The following is a 20,464-nucleotide window of genomic DNA, read 5'->3' as shown; positions in this document are numbered from 1 at the left end:
CGCCGTCGGCAGGTATAAATGATAAACGCCGCGCCGGATATCGTAGCGGCGCAATGGAGATGCAACATGAGTAACACAGCCAGCAAGCCCGGCCGCAGCGCGCGTGAAAGCGCCGGGCAACTGATCATGATCCGTTTTCCGGGCACGGTGCTGGATGACGATACCGCGCAGTTCTTGCGCGACAACCATATCCGCGCAGTCTGCCTGTTCCGCCAGAACATGGTCGACGCCGCGCAGCTGAGCAAGCTGACCGCCGACCTGCGCGCCGTGATGGGACCGAACGCCCTGATCGGCATCGACCAGGAAGGCGGCGCGGTGGTGCGCGCCACCTGGCTGCCGGCGCCGCCGGCGGCGATGTCGCTGGGCGCCGGCAACGACCTGGCGCTGGCGCAGGCGGTCGGGGCGGCGGTGGCGCGCGGCATCCGTTCGCTCGGCTTCAACTGGAATTTTGCGCCGGTGCTGGACCTCAACAACAATCCGGCCAACCCGGTGATCGGCGAGCGCTCCTTCGGCTCCGATCCGCAGCGCGCCACCGAGCTGGCGCTGGCGTGGATGGAGGGCAGCCTGGCGGAAGGCGTGGCTTGCTGCGTCAAGCATTTTCCCGGTCATGGCGATACCCACGTCGATTCGCATCGCGACCTGCCTACCGTCGACAAGCCGCGCAGCGCGCTCGATGCGCTGGAGCTGGCGCCGTTCAAGGCAGCGCACCGGGCGCCGGCCATGATGAGCGCGCACATCGTCTATCCGGCGCTGGATGCCGAACATCCGGCCACCTTGTCGCGCAAGATCCTGACCGATCTGCTGCGCACCGAATGGGATTATCGCGGCGTCATCATCACCGACGGCATGGACATGCATGCCATCGCCGGCCGCTACGGCGTCGGCAATGCAGCGGTGCAGGCCTTGTCGGCCGGCGCCGACATGGTCATGGCGCTCGGCAACCGCAGCACGCAGGAGGAAACGCTGGCGGCCCTGACGGCGGCGCTGTCCGCAGCCGAGGAGGGCGGCAACCTTGACCGCGCCGGCATCGATGCCCGCCTGGCGCGTCTCGACGCGCTGGCCGCTGCCTACCCCTGTGCCGCCGGCAGCTATCTCACGGAAGCCGAAGACCGGCGCCTGATGGCCGCAGCCTGGCGCCGCGGCCTGACCGTGACCGGCAATCCGCAACCGCTGGCCGACGGCGCCAAGGTGCGCCTGCTGGCCTGCGCCGATGCCGCCGGCGACGGCGTCTCCGAAGCCGGTTTGCCGGCCAGCGCGGTGGCAGCCTTGCTGGCGCGCCGCTACGATGTCGAACTGGTGACTTTCGACGATGACGACAGCTTCGACTGGAGCTCGCTGCCGGACGATGGCCGGACCGTGATCCTGGCCTCCACCACGCGCCTGCGCTACGGCGAACGGGCGCGCAAGGACTGGCGTCCCGATCTGCACCTGGCGCTGTGGAATCCGTTCCAGACCCTGGACATCGCCGCGCCGGCGCTGATCAGCTACGGCTTTGCCGATGCGGCGCTGGAAGCCGTGGGCGACTGGCTGGCTGGAACACAGGCCGCAGAAGGCAGGATTCCTCTGGCATCCATGGCCAGTGGCCCGCAATAAACCTCAGGAACCAGAATGGCTTACCAACTCGGCAATCAGGAAACGATCATCCTACCCACGGCGGCTGTCGACATGCGCATCGAAGAAAAACCCGAACACCACCCGGCGCTCTGGGTGCCGACCCTGTACTTCGCCGAGGGGCTGCCATATTTCGTGGTGGCGACCATCGCCGGCCTGATGTACAAGAGCATGGGCATGGGCAACGACCAGATCGCGCTGTGGACCGGCATGCTGGGTTTCGTCTGGGTCTTCAAGCCGCTCTGGAGTCCGTTCCTGGAAGCGGCGCGCAGCAAGAAGGCCATCGTCCTGCTGTTCCAGTTTTTCGGCGGCGCCAGCCTCGGGCTGGTGGCGCTGGCGCTGCATTTGCCGAATTATTTTGCCGTCAGCATTGCCTTGCTGGGACTGGTGGCGATTGCTTCCGCCACCCATGACATTGCGGCCGACGGCCTGTACATCGCCAGCCTCAGTTCGACCCAGCAAGCCACCTACGCCGGCTGGCAGGGCGGCTTCTACAATGTGGCGCGTTTCTTTTCGCTGGGCGGGCTGGTGGTGCTGGCCGGCTATTTCGAGAAGCACATGGCGGTGGCGCAAGCCTGGAGCCTGATCTTCGGCATGCTGGGAGTCAGCATGCTGTTGCTGGCGATCTATCATCTATGGGCCTTGCCGGCGGGACGCAATCCGCCCCGTCCGGCCGGCGGCAAAGGGGTTATGCGGGGCGTCTGGCTGACCTTGCGCGAAGTGATCATCGATTTCTTCCAGAAGCCGGGCATCTGGCTGGCGATCCTGTTCATCATCCTGTTCCGCGCCGGCGAAGGGCAGATCACCACCATCGGCCCGCTGTTCCTGAGGGCGGCGCGCGCTGAAGGCGGCCTCGGGCTGGCGACAGCGGAAGTCGGCGCCGTGTATGGCACGCTGGCCACGGTCGCCTTCATCGGCGGCAGCCTGCTGGGCGGCTATTTCACCGCCTGGCGCGGCTTGAAGCGCAGCATGTTCTTCCTGATCCTGGCGATGAACCTGCCGAACCTGGCTTACTTTTTTCTGAGCACCGCCATGCCGACCAACCTGGGCGTGATCGGCGCCGCCCTGAGCCTGGAAATGTTCGGCTACGGCTTCGGCTTCGTCGGGCTGATCCTGTTCATCATGCAGGAAGTCGCGGTCGGCAAGTACCAGATGGCGCACTATGCGCTGGGCACCGGCATCATGCAGTTGGGCTATGTGCTGTTCAAGATCGTCAGCGGTTCGGTGCAGGCGGCGCTCGGCTACCAGCATTTTTTCCTGTGGGTGCTGGTGTCGGCGATACCGGTGCTGCTGTTGTCGCGCATCGTGCCGATCGGGCGCCATGAAAAAGCTGTCGCCGATGCGGCGCAGGCGGCAAGCTAGCGATGCGGCATTTCCGATATGGCTCATTGGCGTTGACCTTGGCGCTGGCGTGCTCGCTGGCGGCGGGCGGCGCCATGGCTGCTGCCGATTCGATCTTCTTTGACGATTTCCACTATGCCGACACCACGGCGCTGGCGGCCGGCGGTTGGAAGATCCGCGACCAGCAGGGCCATCCCGGCATAGAGCACGGGCTGTGGGGGCCGGATACGGTCAGTCTGGTCGACGACCCGCAAGCCGGCGACGCGCGCCTGCTGCGCCTCAATGCGCGCACCGACGGCACGCCGCAGGGCACCTTCCAGGCCCAGCTCTGCCATCAGCGCAAGTATTTCGAGGGCACCTACGCCGCCCGCATACGTTTCAGCGATGCGCCGGTAGCAGGGCCTGGCGGCGACCTGGTGGTCGAGTCCTTCTATACCTCCAGTCCGCTCAAGCATGATTTCGATCCGCAGTACAGCGAACTGGACTGGGAGTATCTGCCCAACGGGGGCTGGGGCAATCCGCATAGCCGCCTGTACAGTGTGTCCTGGCAGACGGTGCAGATGGAACCCTGGAATGCTTTCAACCAGGTGCACGAAGAACAGCGCGCGCTGGGCGGCTGGCACACGGTGCTGATGCAGGTCGGCGCTGGCAAGATCCGCTATTTCCTGGATGGCGTGCAGCTCGACGAGCACGGCGGCCGCAATTACCCGGCGCAGCCGATGTCGATCAATTTCAACCTGTGGTTTTCGCCTAGCGGCGTGCTGGCCGACAGCAAGGCGCAGCGCAGCTACCAGCAGGATGTGGCCTGGGTGCTGCACGCCAGGGATCAGCTGCTGTCGCCGGCGCAGGTCGATGCCGCCGTCGGCGCCTACCGCAAGGCCGGCGCCCACCGGATCGATACCGTACCCGCGATGACGCCGGCCCTGGCGTCGAACTGTGATTTCTGATTGTACTGAGCGAGCGCCCGATGAAACTGATGAAACTGATGAGATTGTCGATGTTGATGACGGCCGTGCTGCCGCTGTTGGCGAGCGCGGCTGGACCGGCGGCCGCAGGCAGCCAGCCGGCGTACAAAGTCGTTGCCTACTATTTGCCTTCGCAACGTCAATACTCGGCCGCGGATATCGATCCCGGCAAAATCACGCATCTGAATTACGCTTTCGCCGTCATCAAGGATGGCGAGGTGGCGGCCGACCAGGCCGTCAGCGCCGAGCAGGGACCGCGCGATTTTGTCGTGCTGCGCGCCCTGAAGCAGCGCAACCCGGCCTTGAAAACACTGATCTCGGTCGGCGGCTGGGCCGGATCGAAGGATTTTTCCAATGTCGCGCTGACGCCGCAGGCGCGCCGCAAGTTTGCCGCCAGCGCACTGGCTTTCATCCGCAAGAACGGCTTTGACGGCGTCGACATCGACTGGGAGTTTCCTGTAGCCGGCGGCGATGCCGGCAACGCCATGCGGCCGGAGGACAAGCAAAACTACACGCTGCTGCTGCAAGCCTTGCGCGACAAGCTCGACAGCGCCGGCAGGCAGGAACACCGCAGCTATCTGCTGACTGCGGCGGTCGGCAACAACCAGGCATTTTTCCAGAATACCGAAATGGCCAAGGTGGCGGCAATTCTGGACTGGGTCAACATCATGACCTACGACTTCAGCGGCACATGGAACAAGTTTGCCGGCCACGTCGCGCCCTTGTACAACGATCCGGCGCTGGCGCGGCCCGAAGCCAATCCCAAGTTCAATGTCAGCAGCACGGTGGAGATGGCTTTGCAGGACGGCATCCCGGCCGCCAAGCTGGTGCTGGGCATGCCTTTCTACGGCTACAGCTGGAAAAAATGCGCTGCGCTTCAGCACGGCCAGCATCAGGATTGCGACGGCAAGGGGCGCGGCAGTACCGAGGAGGGCGAGCTCGACTACAGCGACATCGCCGCCACGCTGGTGAACCGCAATGGCTTCACGCGCTACTGGAACGATGCGGCCAAGGTGCCTTATCTGTTCAATCCCGATACCGGCGAATTCGTCAGCTATGACGATCCTGAATCGCTGGATTACAAGATCAGCTACCTGAAGCGGATGGGACTGGGCGGCGCCATGTTCTGGCAATTGTCGGCCGACCGCAATGCGGTCTTGCTGGACAAGGTGGCGGCCGGCTTGCTGCCGCCGAAATAATCCGGCCTGCCCGCCCGGGCAGGATATTCCTCTTGCTTACTCCAGGTGCCAGCCGCGCGCGTACAGGCAGGATTTGACCATCTCGTCGCGCTCGCGGTCATTGATATCGTATTGCGAATAGCTGGGCGGCGTGTACATCCCAGGATAGGTCGTGCACCTGGTTTCGCCGTTGTCGTTTTTCTTGCAATAGGTATTGCCCGGCGTTTGCATGCCCGGATTGAACTGGTTCACCACCACGATCGGATAGATGCGCATGGCTTCCTGCTTGCAGGCGAATTCGTCGGGATAAAGTTCGGTGGAGGGCTTGCTCGGATGGACCCAGGTGGAGGCGCAGCCTGACAGGATGGCGGCGGCGAGGATAGCGATTGCGGGTTGTAAAACTTTATTCATGGCTGCTTTGGAACGATGTGAAAACGGTGTTCATTGAACAAATAGTAACATCGACTTTGCAGTGGACAAAAAAAGCCGGCTCCGCAGAGCCGGCTCTTGCTTCATGCCGCGTGCTGAGACTTACAGGCCCAGTTTCGAGATGAAGGCGTTGGTGAAGCCCAGCGTGCCTGCCGTGCCGTAGGTATTGCAGGTCGGCGAAGCGGAGCCCGGCGCGCAATCGCGGTCGCGATCGAAGGACCAGTAATGGATGCCGGCCAGACCGTTCTGCTGTGCGAAGCTGACCAGCGTTGCGACATCGGCGATGGAGAAGGTTTCATTTGCCGAATCGTTGCCGCCTATCATCGGCGTCACTTCGATCTGCTTGTACGGCACGCCGTTCTGATTGTGCAGATTGATGGCCGATTGCACCGCCGACGCTCCCATGTCGCAGCCGCCGCTGCTGTTGAGCATGCAGTTGCCGCCGGCCGGGCTGCCGTAGTCCATCGCCATCAGGTTGATGGTGTAGTTGGTCAGGCCGTAAGCCTGGATAGCCTGCATCACTTGCACGCCATAGTAGCCGAGGCTAGGCGAGACATTGCCGCCCAGGGTCGCCACCGTGAAGCTGAAACGCAGGTTGGGATAAGCCGCCTGCGCGTTTTTCACCCGCAGCACCAGGTTGTTGATATCCGCAGTGGTCTGTCCGGCTTCGATATCGAAATCGATGCCGACCAGGTTGGCCGAATAGTAAGTCTGGATGAATTTCTTGAAGTCGGCGTCGCTGGTGCAAGTGAAGGAGCCAGCCGCACCGCCGGTGGAGACAATGTACTTCTTGCCGGCGTTGACGAAGGCTTGCACATTGGCTGCGGCGAAGGCCGATGCCGATACGCCGCCCCAGTTTTCGCTACCGCAGGCGCCGGTCGCAAAGGCCCAGGTCAGGGTAGTGAGCTTGGCTGGCATGGCGCTCAATACCGTCTGCGTGGAGCCGGTGACGGCGGTGCTCATGGCATAGGTATTCCAGTTCAGGTTGATGTTGCCATCCTTGTACGGACTGAACACGAAGCCGGCCGGTGTGGTGCCGCCGCCCGGAGGAGGTGGCGGTGGAGGCGGTGGTGGCGGTGGAGGAGGGGGCGGCGTCACGACGCCGCAGGTCTGGACGATGGTCCATGGCTGGCCGCTGCCCGAGCCGCCGTTGCTGGTCGAAGGATTGTTCCCTTGGGTCCACCAGTTGGCCTTGTAGTTGACGCCGTTGTAGCTGACGGTGGCGCCGCCGGTATACGCCGTGCTGGCGTCCCATGCCGCATAACAAGCCACTGTCGTTGCTGCCTGCGCGCTTGCCGCCGTCAAGGGGCTGGCCTCGGCGCCGCCGGCCATGATGGCGCTGCATGCAAGCGTAAGCATGAGGCCCTGTATAAGTTTCCGTTTCAATTTTCTCTCCTGAGAAGGTTGGTCGGGCAGCGTGGGAGACCAGCTGCCGGAAGGCATGTCCAGACTTGCCATGCGATGTGAGTTAAATCCGAAGCTGTAGCAATTGCCGCCGCCGTGCACCTTGCCTATGCGCGGATATGTGGGCAACGGGCAATGTCTTGTTCATCTTCAGTATTTCCATATGGAAATATCGAATTAAGCGCACTGTAAGAGCCTCGAAAGTGGCTGTCAATCTGTATCTAACTGGTATTGCTTTAATAAATTTGTGGTCTCGTTCTGGTGCCATCAAGTTACAGCTAATGCATTGTTTATATTGATTTATAAGAATATTGCCCAGACTGCTTTTTTGATAAGTGGACTGGTCGCGGTTTTGTGCGGCAAAGCCGGAATGTGCGTTTTCGGCGAGGTTTTCGGCGTTCAAATGCGCACGAAATCCGCCGGCGGAAATTGTCGTTTGGGGGGGGGCAAGGCGGCAGCAAGTATAATTCTTGCCTTTTTCATTATTTTCCCGGTTTCTCGTGGAGAAGCGCCCGCCACTCAAGCGCTGGCTTGGGGCGATGTCGTCGTTTTCAAAGGAAGTTGTTGCATGAGTTTATTTCGTACCAAAGATCTGGATAAGATGATTCATTCCAGTCGCACCGATAGCGGCCTGCAGCGCACGCTGGGGTCCATGGACCTGACCTTGCTGGGTGTCGGAGCGATTGTCGGCACCGGTATTTTCGTGCTGACCGGCAGCGGCGCCTTGCTGGCCGGACCGGGCCTGTCGCTGTCCTTCATATTGGCCGCCATCGCCTGCGGTTTCGCAGCCCTGTGCTACGCCGAGTTTTCTTCCACCGTGCCGGTGTCCGGTTCGATCTATACCTATAGCTACGCGACCATGGGTGAAATCGTGGCCTGGATCATCGGCTGGGACCTGATGCTGGAATACGGCCTGGCGACGTCGGCGGTGTCGGTGGGCTGGTCGGGCTATATGCAATCGCTGCTGTCCGGTTTCGGCATCGGCTTGCCGACCGTGCTGACGGCGGCGCCGGGCGCCGTGCCTGGCGTGACTACCTGGTTCAACCTGCCGGCTTTCTGCATCCTGCTGGTGATCAGCGGCTTGCTGTCGCTCGGCATCCGCGAATCGGCGCGCGCCAACAACATCATGGTGTTCATCAAGATCGCGGTGGTGCTGCTGTTCATCGTGGTCGGCGTCAGCCATGTGCAGCCGGTCAACTGGCAGCCGTATCTGCCGTTCGGCTATAACGGCGTGTTCAATGCCGCGGCGATCGTGTTCTTTGCTTTCATCGGTTTCGATGCGGTGACTTCGGCGGCCGAGGAAGTCAAGAATCCGGCGCGCGATTTGCCGGTGGGGATCATCGCTTCGCTGGGGATTTGCGCCTTGCTGTATGTGGTGGTGGCTGGGGTCATGACGGGTATCGTGCCGTTCCAGAAATTTGCCGGCGTCGATCATCCGGTGTCGCTGGCTTTGCAGTATGCGGGGGAGAACTGGGTGGCGGGGTTTGTCGACCTGGGGGCGATCATCGGCATGACTACGGTGATCCTGGTGATGACTTACGGGCAGACGCGGATTCTGTTTGCGATGTCGCGCGATGGCTTGCTGCCTAAGAAGCTGTCTAGCATTCATCCGCGTTTTGCGACGCCTTTCTTTACTACCTGGCTGGTGGGTATTGTGTTTGCGTTTATTGCGGCTTTGATTCCTTTGAATATCCTGGCGGAGCTGATCAATATCGGGACTTTGATGGCGTTTTCCTTGATTGCTGTGGCGGTGCTGGTGTTGCGGCGGACGCGGCCGGATCTGCCGCGGGCGTTTCGTTGTCCGGGGGTGCCGTTCGTGCCGCTGGCGGCGATCGGGTTTTGCGTGTTTCTGATGTTCCATTTGCAGGCGGTGACCTGGATTGCTTTCCTGTGCTGGCTGGCGATCGGTTTCGTGGTCTATTTCGGCTACGCCCGCCGCCGCTCGCTGCTGCATCCAAAACCATAGCCAAAGCAGTTAACTGGGGTCGGAGTCTGACCCTATTTAACGGGCTACGGAATAGATGTGTTGGCATGCTAAGAACGGTCTTTGGGTTGATAACACGGTTGCTACTCCGTGGATGCTTGCCGGGGGTGGCCCGGCAGCCAGTCACTTTTTCTTGCTTCGCCAAGAAAAAGTAACCAAAAAGAAGGGCAGGAGCACAGCTCCTGCCAAAGCCGTCACCTCCGCAGGAGGTCCCCAAATCCGGCGCGCGCCAGCCGGGTGAGGGGCAAAACTCGCCTTCGGCTCAAACATGCCCCTCACAATTCCCGGCTGACACGCGCCGGATTTGGCAACGTCTCAATGCGGGGCACTTCAAAAGCAACAGCAACCCCAACGTCAAAAGCAACAGCAACAGCAACGGCAACTTCAAAAACAACCGCAACCCCAACACCAACACCAAAAGAAAAAAAGCCGCTGACAGTTCGCATTTTTTTGCGAACCGCCAGCGGCTTTTTGGTTGCTGACTGGTCTTACGGTTTTGCTGCTACTGCTGTCGCTGCCTTTGCTTTTACCTCGTCACGCGCCATCACCACGCTCAGCTTGCTTGGGTCGATGTGTTTGCGGAAGGCTTCGTTGACTTGCTCTACCGTCAGGGCGCTGATCTTGTCTTCGATTTGCTTGCTCCAGACGAAGGTGCGATCCAGGTCCAGGTATCTGGTCCAGCCGGCGCTGAGGGCGCTGTCCTGGGAGCGGGCGCGCTGGTTTTCCTGCAGGATGCCGGATTTGGCGCGGGCCAGTTCTTCGGCGCTGAAGCCTTCTTTCAGTACGCGCGCCAGTTCTTCCTTGACTGCCAGGTCGACTTTCTCCAGGTTTTGCGGAGCGGCGATGGCTTGCACCGAGAAGCGGGCGGCGCGGCTGATGGCGCTGATGTCTACCGAGGAACCGATGCCGTAGGACAGGCCTTCTTTTTGCCGCACGCGGTCCATCAGGCGCGATTTCAGGCTGCCGCCGCCGAACAGGTAGTTGGCCACCGTCATGGCCGGATAGTCGGCGTCGTCGTCGCGCATGTCGAGGTTCTGGCGCGCCACGTAGAAGCCGTTTTCTTTGTCCGGCGAGTTGATCACTTTCTGCATCGGCGCCACATCGAAGTTATGGCGGATCACACGCTGGTAGGGCGCCGCGCTCTTCCAGCCGCCGAACTCGTCCTGCACCACCTTGGTCACGGCCGCGACGTCGAAATCGCCGACGATCGCCAGTTCGCCTTGCGAGGCGCCGTAGAAATCATGATGGAAGGCAGTGACGTCCGCCAGCTTCGCGGCCTGGATGCTGGCGATCTGCTGGGCGGTGCTTTGCGCCGCCAGCCAGTGGCCTTGCGGATATTGATTGAAGTGCTCGGCGATGGCTTCCGCCGCCAGCGTGTTCGGCTCATTGCGCGCCGCTTCCAGTCCGACCAGGGCTTCCTTGCGCAGTCGTTCAAATTCCGCCGGATCGAAACGCGGCTGCTTGAGCACGCTGGCGACCAGTTTCAAGGCGGCGGGCAGGTTGGCGCGGGTCGTCTGGAACTGGGTCAGGCCGCCGCTGATCTTGAGCTTGGAAAACTCGTCGGCCAGCTGCTCGCGCGTCAGCGCGGTGGTGCCGCGCATCAGCATCGCATCGGACAGTTCGGACGCCGTCTTCTTGCCGAACAGGCTCTTCTCGTCGCCCCATTTCAGATCGAGATTGACCGAGACGGTTTCGCCGCGAGTCTTCTTCGGCAGCAGCGCGACTTTCAATCCGCCTATCTGCGAACGCTGGGTACGGGCATCGATATTCGCTTGCGAAGGATCGAAAACTTCGCCGTCGGCGATGGCCTGCGCCGGTTTGTAGTCTTTCAGGACCTCGGCCAGGCCGGGCGCGGCGGGGACATCCGCGCGCAGCGGCTGGTCTTCCGGCAGGAACAGGCCGACGGTACGGTTGTCACGCGTGAAGTAGTGCGCTGCCGCTGTCGCCACCTGCGCAGAGGTGACCTTGTTGGAGCGGTCGCGGCCGAGGAACAGCAGGCGCCAGTCGCCCAGCGCAATCGTGCTGGACATGGCGACGCCGACGCGCTGGTGGTCGTTCAGCAGCTTCTCGAAAGCGTTGGCGTTGGCCAGCCGTACGCGTTCTATTTCTTCGGCAGTAGGCGGCGTCTTGGCAAATTGCTCGACGCCGTCGATCAGCGCTTGCCGCACCGGTTCGATCGCTTCGCCCTTCTTGACCACCGCTGCGATGATTTCCAGGCCTGGCGCATAGCCGGTCATTTCATAGTTGAACACCGCGGTGGCCTTGCCGGTTTCGACCAGCGACTTGTGCAGGCGGCCGTTGGGCGTATCGGCCAGGATAGCGCCGGCGTAAGCCAGCGCATCGGTATCGGCATGCAGTTCGCTCGGGATCTTGTAGGCGACCGCGACAATCTGCACGTCGCCCTGGCGCCGTATGGTGACGCTGCGCTCGCCGTCCTGGGTCGGCTCCACGGTCCAGAAGTCGCGCATCTTGCGGGCCGGCTTAGGCAGCTTGCCGAAGGCCTGATTGACCCATGCCAGCGTGGCGGCGGGATCGAATTTGCCGGCGATCAGCAGCACCGCATTGTCGGGCTGGTAGTAGGTGCGGTAGAAAGCCTGCAGGTTTTCTATCTTGACGTTTTCGATGTCGCTGCGGTTGCCGATGGTCGGCTTGCCGTAGTTGTGCCAGTCGTAGGCGACGCCTTGCAGGCGCTTGATCAGCACGCCGAACGGCGAATTTTCGCCCTGCTCGTATTCGTTGCGCACCACCGTCATTTCACTGTCCAGGTCCTTGCGGGCGATGAAGGAGTGCAGCATGCGATCGGCTTCCATGTTGATCGCCCACTTCAGGTTGTCGTCGCCGGCCTGGAAGATTTCATAGTAGTTGGTGCGGTCGACATTGGTGGTGCCGTTGAACGACATGCCGCGCTGGCTGAAGTCCTTGGGAATCGAAGGGTGGCTAGGCGTACCCTTGAACATCAGGTGTTCCAGCAGATGCGCCATGCCGGTTTCGCCGTAGTTCTCGAAACGCGAACCGACCAGGTAGGTCATGTTGACGGTGACGGTAGGCTTGGAAGCATCCGGGAACAGCAAGACTTTGAAGCCGTTGGCAAACTGGTATTCGGTGATGCCTTCGGCGGACGGCCCTTGAGTCACGCCGGCCGGCAGTGCTGTGGCGGCTTCTGTGACGCCGGTGAAGCCGATGCCGCAGGCCGCGGCCAGCAGACAGGACAACACCCGGTTTGACCAGGGACGCTTACGGAATAAATGCATGAAATTTCCGATCTGTGGAGAGGTGGATGGACAAATATACGCTAAGGACGGATGTAAAGAATCAAAGAATCAAAGAATCTGGATTCGGATTGTGGCGGATACGCCAGTGGGGGAATGCTGCCTCCGGACAAGATAAACCTTGTTTATTTTGCCATAGAGACTGATGGAAAAAGAAATATTTGCGAAGCCGGCACAGAAAATCCCGACAGGCGGTTCGTGCGCCATAGGCGCGAACGTCAAACGTTGCGATGGCATGCGGCCTGCATATTTTGATTGCAAAGCCCAAACTTAAGCTCTATTATTGGTCCAACCAATGGACCAATAAGTGGTTTTTACATGAGCACTGCCAGGTCCGGATAAAACAACAAGGAGACAGAAGCAATGAGATTGCAAGGAAAACGCATCCTGGTGACTGCTGCCGGCCAAGGCATAGGCCGCGCCAGCGCCCTGATGTTCGCCCGCGAAGGCGGGCAGGTGCTGGCGACCGATATCAACCCTGCCGCCCTGGCGGAAACCGCGGCGCTGGCGCGTGCTGACGGCAGCGCGCTTGTCACCCAGCTGCTTGATGCCACCGACGCCAAAGCCGTGGCTGCGCTGGCGCAAGCGGAAGCGCCGTTCGACGTGCTGTTCAACTGCGCCGGCTACGTCCACCACGGCAGCATCCTCGACTGCACCGAAAAGGACTGGGATTTTTCCTGGAATCTCAATGTGTCTTCCATGTACCGCCTGATCCAGGCGCTGCTGCCGGGCATGCTGGCGCAGGGACGCGGCTCCATCATCAACATGGCCTCCGCTGCCTCCAGCGTGAAAGGCGTGCCTAACCGTTTTGTCTACGGCACCACCAAAGCGGCAGTGATCGGCCTGACCAAGGCGGTCGCCGCCGATTTCGTCGCCAGCGGCATCCGCTGCAACGCGATCTGTCCGGGCACCGTCGAATCGCCCTCGCTGGAAGCGCGCATCAGGGAACAGGCCCAGTTGCAGGGCAAGCCGATCGCTGAAATCCAGGCTGCCTTTGTCGCTCGCCAGCCCATGGGGCGGGTCGGCAAGGCGGAAGAGATCGCGGCGCTGGCGCTGTACCTGGCCTCCGACGAATCCTCATTCACCACCGGCGCCATCCATCTGATCGATGGCGGCTGGTCGAATTAACCCCGATTCATCCCGATTGAAGACGACACTGATTAACCAGGAACCAGGAAAGCGAAGCCATGAAGTTGTTGAGATACGGCCAAAAGGGCCAGGAAAAACCCGGCGTGCTCGATGCACAGGGGCGTGTGCGTGACTTGTCGGGCGTGGTGACGGATATCGCCGGCCGCTGGCTGGCGCCGCAGGAACTGGACAGGCTGCGTTCGCTCGACCTGGATTCCCTGCCGCTGGTGGACGGCACGCCGCAGCAAGGCCTGCGCCTCGGCCCCTGCGTGGGGGCGGTCGGCAAGTTCATCTGCATCGGCTTGAATTACTCCGATCACGCCGCCGAATCGGGCATGGAAGTACCCAAGGAACCGGTGGTGTTCAACAAATGGACCAGCGCCATCTGCGGCCCGGACGACGATGTCGAAATCCCGCGCGGCTCGCTCAAGACCGATTGGGAAGTCGAACTGGGCGTGGTGATCGGCAGCGGCGGCCGCTACATCGAAGAAGCCGACGCCCTCAAGCACGTGGCCGGCTATTGCGTGATCAACGATGTCTCCGAGCGCCAGTACCAGCTGGAGCTGGGCGGCACCTGGGACAAGGGCAAGGGCTGCGACACTTTCGGTCCGCTCGGCCCCTGGCTGGTGACCGCCGATGAAGTGGCGGATCCGCACGCGCTGAATTTGTGGCTGGAAGTGGATGGCCATCGCTACCAGAACGGCAATACCGCCACCATGGTGTTCCGGGTGCCGGCGCTGGTCAGCTACCTGAGCCGTTTCATGAGCCTGCAGCCGGGCGACGTGATTTCTACCGGGACGCCGCCGGGCGTCGGTCTCGGGCAAAAGCCGCCGCTTTATCTGCGCGCCGGCCAGGTGATGCGGCTGGGCATCGATGGCCTGGGCGAGCAGCGCCAGCGCACCGTCTCACTTTGACCAGGAAGAGCACCACGATGACCACAATTCGCTCGATACGCGTACTGGATGTGCGTTTCCCTACCTCGCAGATGCTGGACGGCTCGGACGCCATGAATCCGGATCCCGATTATTCCGCCGCCTACGTGATCCTGGAAACCGACCAGCCAGGCCTGGAGGGCCACGGCCTGACTTTCACCATCGGCCGCGGCAATGAAATCTGCTGTGCCGCCATCAAGGCCATGGAACATCTGGTGGTTGGCCTCAAGCTGGACTGGATCAGCGCCGACATGGGGCGCTTCTGGCGCCACGTCACCTCCGACAGCCAGCTGCGCTGGATCGGCCCGGACAAGGGCGCCATCCACCTGGCCACCGGCGCCGTGGTCAACGCGGTGTGGGACCTGTGGGCCAAGGCCGAAGGCAAGCCGCTGTGGCAGCTGGTGACCGACATGTCGCCCGAGGAACTGGTGCGCGCCATCGATTTCCGCTACCTGACCGACTGCATCACGCCCGAAGAGGCGCTGGCTTTGCTGCGCGCCCAGGAACCCGGCAAAGCCGAACGCATCCGCTCGCTGCAGCGGGAAGGCTATCCCTGCTACACCACCTCGGCCGGCTGGCTGGGTTATGAAGATGCCAAGTTGCGGCGTCTGTGCCAAGAGGCCGTGGACAGCGGCTTCAACCATATCAAGCTCAAGGTCGGGCGCGACCTGGAAGACGATATCCGCCGCGTCACCATCGCCCGCGAGGTGATCGGCCAGGACCGGCAGCTGATGATCGACGCCAACCAGGTGTGGGAAGTCGACCAGGCTATCGCCTGGGTCAATCAGCTTGCTTTTGCCAAGCCCTGGTTCATTGAAGAGCCGACCAGCCCGGACGACGTCGAAGGGCACCGCAAGATCGGCGAAGGCATAGGCGCGGTCAAGATCGCGACCGGCGAAATGTGCCAGAACCGCATCATCTTCAAGCAGTTCATCATGCGCGGCGCCATCGACGTGGTGCAGATCGATTCCTGCCGCCTGGGCGGAGTCAATGAAATCCTGGCGGTGCTGCTGATGGCGGCCAAATACAAATTGCCGGTATGTCCGCATGCCGGCGGCGTCGGCTTGTGCGAGTATGTGCAGCATCTGTCGATGATCGACTATGTGTGCATATCCGGCAGCAAGGAAGGGCGGGTGACGGAGTACGTCGACCACCTGCACGAGCATTTTGTCGATCCCTGCATCATCCGCGACGCCAGCTACATGCCGCCGACGGCGCCGGGGTTTTCGATTACGATGAAGCCGGAGTCGCTGGAAAAATACCAGTTCCGCGGCTAGCATAGTAGGGTGGGCACATCGTGCCCACGCGTGTTGGCAATAGCAGGAACTTGTGGTCAAGAAGGTATGTAGGTGAATTGAATTCCGGCGTGGGCACGATGTGCCCACCCTACAAAACAAATAAAAACGGAGACGGCAAGGTGGACTTACATTTAGCAGGAAAAGTGGTGATCGTGACCGGCGGCGGCGCCGGCATCGGCGGCGCGATCTCGCTGCAGTTGGCGGCGGAAGGCGCGATTCCCGTCATCCTGGGAAAAAGCCAGCCGGCGCCGGAATTCAAGACGGCGCTGCTGGCCCTGCAGGGCAAGGCGCGCATCATCCAGCTCGACCTGATGGACGAGGACAAGTGCCGGCTGGCCGTGGCGCACACCGTGGCGGAATTCGGCCATCTCGACGGCCTGGTGAACAACGCCGGCATCAATGACAACGTCGGCCTCGATGCGGGCCGCGCGGCCTTCGTCGAGTCGCTGGAAAAGAACCTGATCCACTATTACACCATGGCGCATTACTGCGTGCCGCACCTGAAAGCCAGCCGCGGCGCCATCGTCAACATCTCCTCAAAGACCGCAGTGACCGGCCAGGGCAACACCAGTGGCTATTGCGCTGCCAAGGGCGGCCAGCTGTCGCTGACGCGCGAATGGGCGGCGGCGCTGGCGAACGACGGGGTGCGGGTGAATGCCTTGATCCCGGCGGAAGTAATGACGCCGCTGTACCGCAACTGGATCGCCAGCTTTGACCATCCCGAGGAAAAGCTGGCCGCCATCACCGGCAAGATCCCGCTCGGCAAGCGCCTGACCACGGCGGAAGAGATTGCCGATACGGCGGTGTTCCTGTTGTCGCCGCGCGCTTCGCATACCACCGGGCAGTGGGTGTACGTGGATGGCGGTTACAGCCATCTCGACAGGGCATTGACCTGACGCCGCCTTACGACTCGACAGGAGGCAGGCGCTTGCCTGCACCTTGATAGATTGATTTAGATTGATTTAGCGCGACCGGCCTTGCCGTCAGTCGTGCATCATGAGAGTAGATATGCTGCAATCAGAAAACCCGGGCGAAGACAGGCAGGCCGAGGCAGCGCTGTCGGACTACATCATTTCCCTGGAAAACGTCACCAAGCGCTTCCCCGGCGTGCTCGCGCTGGACAACTGCCGCTTCAACCTGCTGCGCGGCGAAGTGCATGCGCTGATGGGGGAAAACGGCGCCGGCAAATCGACCTTGATGAAGGTGCTGGCGGGCGTCTATCCCAAGGATAGCGGCGAGATCCGCATCGAGGGGCAACTGGTGGAGATTCCCAACCCGCGCGCGGCGCAGGCGCTGGGCATAGGCATCATCCATCAGGAACTGAACCTGATGAATCACCTGAGCGCGGCGCAAAACATTTTCATCGGCCGTGAGCCGCGCGGCCGTTTCGGCATGTTCCTCGACGAAGAAGCGCTGAACCGTAAAACGCGCGAAATCTTCAAGCGCATGCGCCTCGATCTTGATCCCGCCACGCTGGTGAGCGAGCTGACCGTAGCCAAGCAGCAGATGGTGGAAATCGCCAAGGCCTTGTCCTTCGATTCGCGCGTGCTGATCATGGATGAACCGACCGCGGCGCTCAACAATGCGGAAATAGAGGACCTGTTCCGCATCATCCGGCAACTGCAGTCGCATGGCGTCGGCATCATCTACATCTCGCACAAGATGGACGAGTTGCGGCAAATCTCCAACCGCGTCACGGTCATGCGCGACGGCCAGTACATCGCCACCGTGCCGACCGCCACCACCTCCATGGAAACCATCATCGGCATGATGGTCGGGCGCCAGATCGACAATAGCGGACCGGAGGCGCCCGACACTTCCGGCAATGAGATCGTGCTGGAGGTCAAAGGCCTGCAGCGCGGCGCCTTTATCAAGGATGTGAATTTCAAGCTGCGCAAAGGCGAGATCCTCGGCTTTGCCGGTTTGATGGGCGCCGGCCGCACCGAAGTCGCGCGCGCCGTTTTCGGCGCCGACCGCATCGATGCCGGCGAGATCCTGGTGCACGGCGCCAGGGTATCGATCAGGTCGCCCAGGGATGCGGTGGCCCATGGCATCGGCTATCTGTCGGAAGACCGCAAGCACTTCGGCCTGGCCACCGGGCTGGACGTCAAGACCAATGTCGCCATGTCCAGCATGAACCGGTTCCTGAGCCAGGGCTTGTTCCTGGACCAGGCGGCGATCCGCGCTACCGCCCAGGGTTACGTGCGCCAGCTCAGCATCAAGACGCCCTCGGTCGACCAGCCGGTGCGCCTGCTGTCCGGCGGCAACCAGCAAAAGATCGTGATCGCCAAATGGCTGCTGCGCGATTGCGACATCCTGTTTTTCGACGAACCCACGCGCGGCATCGATATCGGCGCCAAGAGCGAAATCTACAAGCTGCTGAACAGCCTGGCGGAGCAGGGCAAGGCGATCGTCATGATTTCCTCGGAGTTGCCGGAAGTGCTGCGCATGAGCCATCGCATCGTGGTCATGTGCGAGGGCCGCATCACTGGCGAACTGTCGGCCGCCGAAGCTTCGCAGGAAAAGATCATGCAGCTGGCGACCCTGCGCGACGACAAACGCGACGACCAGCGCACGGCCCAAGCCGCCTGACACCCGAATCACTTACCTACAATGAAAACCACCATGGCAAATACCCAGAATCCCGCGTCGCAGGTACAGCAGCCCGGCCAAGGCGCGCTCGCAGCTCTCAAGGCCAAGATCTTCCATCCCGCCACGCGGCAGAAGCTGCTGGCGTTCGCCAGCCTGCTGGCATTGCTGGTGTTTTTCAGCTTTGCCTCCTCGAATTTCCTTGAGATCGACAACCTGGTCAGCATCCTGCAGTCGACCGCCGTCAACGGCGTGCTGGCGATTGCCTGCACCTTCGTCATCATCACTGCCGGCATCGACCTGTCGGTAGGCACGCTGATGACCTTCTGCGCGGTCATGGCGGGCGTCTTCCTGACCTATATGGGATTGCCGATCTATGTCGGCATCGTTGCCGCCATCTTCTTCGGCGCCCTGTGCGGCTGGATTTCCGGCGTGCTGGTGGCCAAGCTAAAGATTCCCCCGTTCATCGCCACGCTGGGCATGATGATGCTGCTCAAGGGTTTGTCGCTGGTGATTTCCGGCACCAAGCCGATCTATTTCAACGATACGCCGGGCTTCTCGGCCATCTCGCAGGATTCATTGATCGGCAGCCTGATTCCGGCGCTGCCGATTCCTAACGCCGTGCTGATCCTGTTCCTGGTGGCGATCGCCGCCGGCATCATTCTCAACAAGACCATCTTCGGCCGCTACACCTTTGCGCTGGGCAGCAATGAAGAAGCGCTGCGGCTGTCGGGCGTCAACGTCGATTTCTGGAAGGTGGCGATCTATACCTTCGGCGGCGCCATCTGCGGCATCGCCGGCCTGCTGATCGCATCGCGCCTGAATTCGGCGCAGCCGGCGCTGGGGCAGGGCTACGAGCTGGATGCCATTGCCGCGGTGGTGATCGGCGGCACTTCGCTGTCGGGCGGCACCGGCACCATCCTCGGCACCATCATCGGCGCCTTCATCATGAGCGTGCTGATCAACGGCCTGCGCATGATGTCGGTGGCGCAGGAATGGCAAACCGTGGTGACCGGCGTCATCATCATCCTGGCGGTCTACATGGATATCCTGCGCCGCCGGCGTCAGTGAAAAAGCATGAGCAAGTTTTGTACGTGCAATGAAGTTACGGGGGAGTTCAGTTTCACCCGTCGTTAATCACCATAGAGGAGACTTGAAATGATAAAGAGAAGAGCAGTGAACATTGCCATCGGCCTGGCGCTTGCGCTGGGATTCAGCGCCGCGGCGAGAGCGGATGAAGTCTCGCATGATACTTATATCCCGCTGATTTCCAAGGGCTTCCAGCACCAGTTCTGGCAGGCGGTGAAGTCCGGCGCCGAGCAGGCCGCCAAGGATTTCAATGTGAAGGTGTCGTTCGAAGGCCCGGAAACCGAAGCCATGGTCGACAAGCAGATCGACATGCTGTCGGCAGCCTTGGCCAAGAAGCCGAAGGCGATCGGCTTCGCCGCGCTGGACAGCAAGGCCGCCTTGCCGCTGCTGAAGAAGGCGCAGGCCGCGCACATCCCTATCGTCGCGTTTGACTCGGGCGTGGACAGCGACATCCCCGTGACCACTGCCGCCACCGACAACAAGGCGGCGGCAGCGCTGGCGGCCGACAAGATGGCTGAATTGATCGGCAAGGAAGGCGAAGTGGCGGTGGTGGCGCATGACCAGACCAGCCGCACCGGCATCGACCGCCGCGACGGTTTCGTCGAGCGCATGAAAGCCTATCCCAAGATCAAGATCGTCAGCATCCAGTACGGCGGCGGCGACCAGCTGAAGTCGACCGAGATCACCAAGTCCATCCTGCAAGCCTATCCGCACCTGAAGGGCGCTTTCGGCACCAATGAAGGCTCGGCCATCGGCGTGCTTAACGGCGTCAAGGAAATGAAGCGCAAGCTGGTGATCGTCGGCTATGACTCCGGCAAGCAGCAGAAAGACGCGATCCGCGACGGCAGCATGGCCGGCGCCATCACGCAAAACCCGGTCGGCATCGGCTACAAGACCGTGGAGGCCGCAGTCAAGGCGCTCAAGGGCGAGAAGCTGCCTAAGGTGATCGACACCGGCTTCTACTGGTACGACAAGAGCAACATCAGCGACCCCAAGATCGCTGCCGTGCTTTACGACTGATCTTCCAGGCTCCATCACGGGCCGCTGCGGCTAGCAGGCGGCAGCGGCCCGGCAATTCAGCGCGATAGCAGACTCCCTTGACGGGTGCTGCCGGTACTGGCGTCATCGACGCCAATGCCGGTTGCGATCTGCTGCGCGCGTGCATTACGACTTCTAGCGAAGGTTCGAATCTATCTCCGGTGCTGAGAGGAGGGCGGTCGGACAAAATTTAACTATAACGGGGACTC

16 protein-coding genes are annotated in these 20,464 nt (G+C 61.6%); 12 read left to right on the top strand and 4 right to left on the bottom strand.

From position 1 onward, the window contains the following. The first annotated feature begins 66 nt into the window (after window positions 1-66). The 4 genes from nagZ to AC07V8_RS03555 are packed head-to-tail and all read left to right on the top strand — an operon-like array spanning window position 67 to window position 5,116. The gene (nagZ, locus tag AC07V8_RS03570; RefSeq protein ID WP_494677307.1) at window positions 67-1,593 is read left to right on the top strand and encodes a beta-N-acetylhexosaminidase; all 1,527 of its coding nucleotides are present in this window, start codon (window positions 67-69) and stop codon (window positions 1,591-1,593) included. 15 nt (window positions 1,594-1,608) lie between these two features. After that, the gene (locus tag AC07V8_RS03565; protein ID WP_494677306.1) at window positions 1,609-2,973 is read left to right on the top strand and encodes an MFS transporter; all 1,365 of its coding nucleotides are present in this window, start codon (window positions 1,609-1,611) and stop codon (window positions 2,971-2,973) included. A 2-nt stretch (window positions 2,974-2,975) separates the two neighbouring features. Next, entirely contained in the window at window positions 2,976-3,899 is a 924-nt protein-coding gene (locus AC07V8_RS03560) for a glycoside hydrolase family 16 protein (RefSeq protein ID WP_494677305.1), read from the top strand. A gap of 29 nt (window positions 3,900-3,928) precedes the next feature. Then, window positions 3,929-5,116 (top strand): glycoside hydrolase family 18 protein, encoded by a 1,188-nt coding sequence (locus tag AC07V8_RS03555; protein ID WP_494677304.1) that lies wholly within the window; start codon window positions 3,929-3,931, stop codon window positions 5,114-5,116. 36 nt (window positions 5,117-5,152) lie between these two features. Here the strand turns inward: AC07V8_RS03555 and AC07V8_RS03550 are convergent, their stop codons facing one another. Further along, window positions 5,153-5,506, bottom strand: a complete 354-nt coding sequence (locus AC07V8_RS03550; RefSeq protein ID WP_494677303.1) for a hypothetical protein — start codon at window positions 5,504-5,506, stop codon at window positions 5,153-5,155. A 120-nt stretch (window positions 5,507-5,626) separates the two neighbouring features. Further along, window positions 5,627-6,910 (bottom strand): carbohydrate-binding protein, encoded by a 1,284-nt coding sequence (locus tag AC07V8_RS03545; RefSeq protein WP_494677302.1) that lies wholly within the window; start codon window positions 6,908-6,910, stop codon window positions 5,627-5,629. A gap of 586 nt (window positions 6,911-7,496) precedes the next feature. On the opposite strand from AC07V8_RS03545, the gene bcaP reads away from it, so the two are divergent. Continuing rightward, window positions 7,497-8,894 carry a branched-chain amino acid transporter BcaP gene (bcaP, locus tag AC07V8_RS03540; RefSeq protein ID WP_494677301.1) on the top strand — a complete coding sequence of 466 codons (1,398 nt, stop codon included), beginning with the start codon at window positions 7,497-7,499 and terminating at the stop codon, window positions 8,892-8,894. A 293-nt stretch (window positions 8,895-9,187) separates the two neighbouring features. Here bcaP and AC07V8_RS03535 read toward each other — a convergent pair whose 3' ends face one another. Both AC07V8_RS03535 and AC07V8_RS03530 read right to left on the bottom strand, forming a co-directional pair. Continuing rightward, window positions 9,188-9,358, bottom strand: a complete 171-nt coding sequence (locus AC07V8_RS03535; protein ID WP_494677300.1) for a hypothetical protein — start codon at window positions 9,356-9,358, stop codon at window positions 9,188-9,190. A gap of 42 nt (window positions 9,359-9,400) precedes the next feature. Then, entirely contained in the window at window positions 9,401-12,163 is a 2,763-nt protein-coding gene (locus AC07V8_RS03530; protein WP_494677299.1) for a M16 family metallopeptidase, read from the bottom strand. Between the two features lie 381 nt (window positions 12,164-12,544). Here AC07V8_RS03530 and AC07V8_RS03525 point away from each other — a divergent pair, with 381 nt between their 5' ends. The 7 genes from AC07V8_RS03525 to AC07V8_RS03495 all read left to right on the top strand — a co-directional run bounded on the left by AC07V8_RS03525 (window position 12,545) and on the right by AC07V8_RS03495 (window position 20,237). Next, window positions 12,545-13,309, top strand: a complete 765-nt coding sequence (locus AC07V8_RS03525; RefSeq protein WP_494677298.1) for an SDR family oxidoreductase — start codon at window positions 12,545-12,547, stop codon at window positions 13,307-13,309. A 59-nt stretch (window positions 13,310-13,368) separates the two neighbouring features. Further along, the gene (locus AC07V8_RS03520) at window positions 13,369-14,223 is read left to right on the top strand and encodes a fumarylacetoacetate hydrolase family protein (RefSeq protein WP_494677297.1); all 855 of its coding nucleotides are present in this window, start codon (window positions 13,369-13,371) and stop codon (window positions 14,221-14,223) included. Between the two features lie 17 nt (window positions 14,224-14,240). Beyond that, complete coding sequence (locus AC07V8_RS03515; protein WP_494677296.1) at window positions 14,241-15,518, top strand: L-fuconate dehydratase; 1,278 nt, start codon at window positions 14,241-14,243, stop codon at window positions 15,516-15,518. Between the two features lie 140 nt (window positions 15,519-15,658). After that, a complete protein-coding gene (locus AC07V8_RS03510) occupies window positions 15,659-16,435 on the top strand; it encodes an SDR family oxidoreductase (protein WP_494677295.1) in 777 nt (258 codons plus the stop codon). A gap of 112 nt (window positions 16,436-16,547) precedes the next feature. Further along, entirely contained in the window at window positions 16,548-18,131 is a 1,584-nt protein-coding gene (locus AC07V8_RS03505) for a sugar ABC transporter ATP-binding protein (RefSeq protein ID WP_494677294.1), read from the top strand. A 33-nt stretch (window positions 18,132-18,164) separates the two neighbouring features. After that, a complete protein-coding gene (locus tag AC07V8_RS03500) occupies window positions 18,165-19,199 on the top strand; it encodes an ABC transporter permease (protein ID WP_494677293.1) in 1,035 nt (344 codons plus the stop codon). An 87-nt stretch (window positions 19,200-19,286) separates the two neighbouring features. Then, entirely contained in the window at window positions 19,287-20,237 is a 951-nt protein-coding gene (locus tag AC07V8_RS03495; protein WP_494677292.1) for an ABC transporter substrate-binding protein, read from the top strand. Window positions 20,238-20,464: the final 227 nt, after the last annotated feature.

This window comes from Collimonas sp. GW821-FHT02H07 (assembly GCF_059421505.1).
The sequence above is the reverse complement of the archived record's forward strand: the minus strand, read 5'-3'. Positions and strand labels throughout refer to the sequence as shown.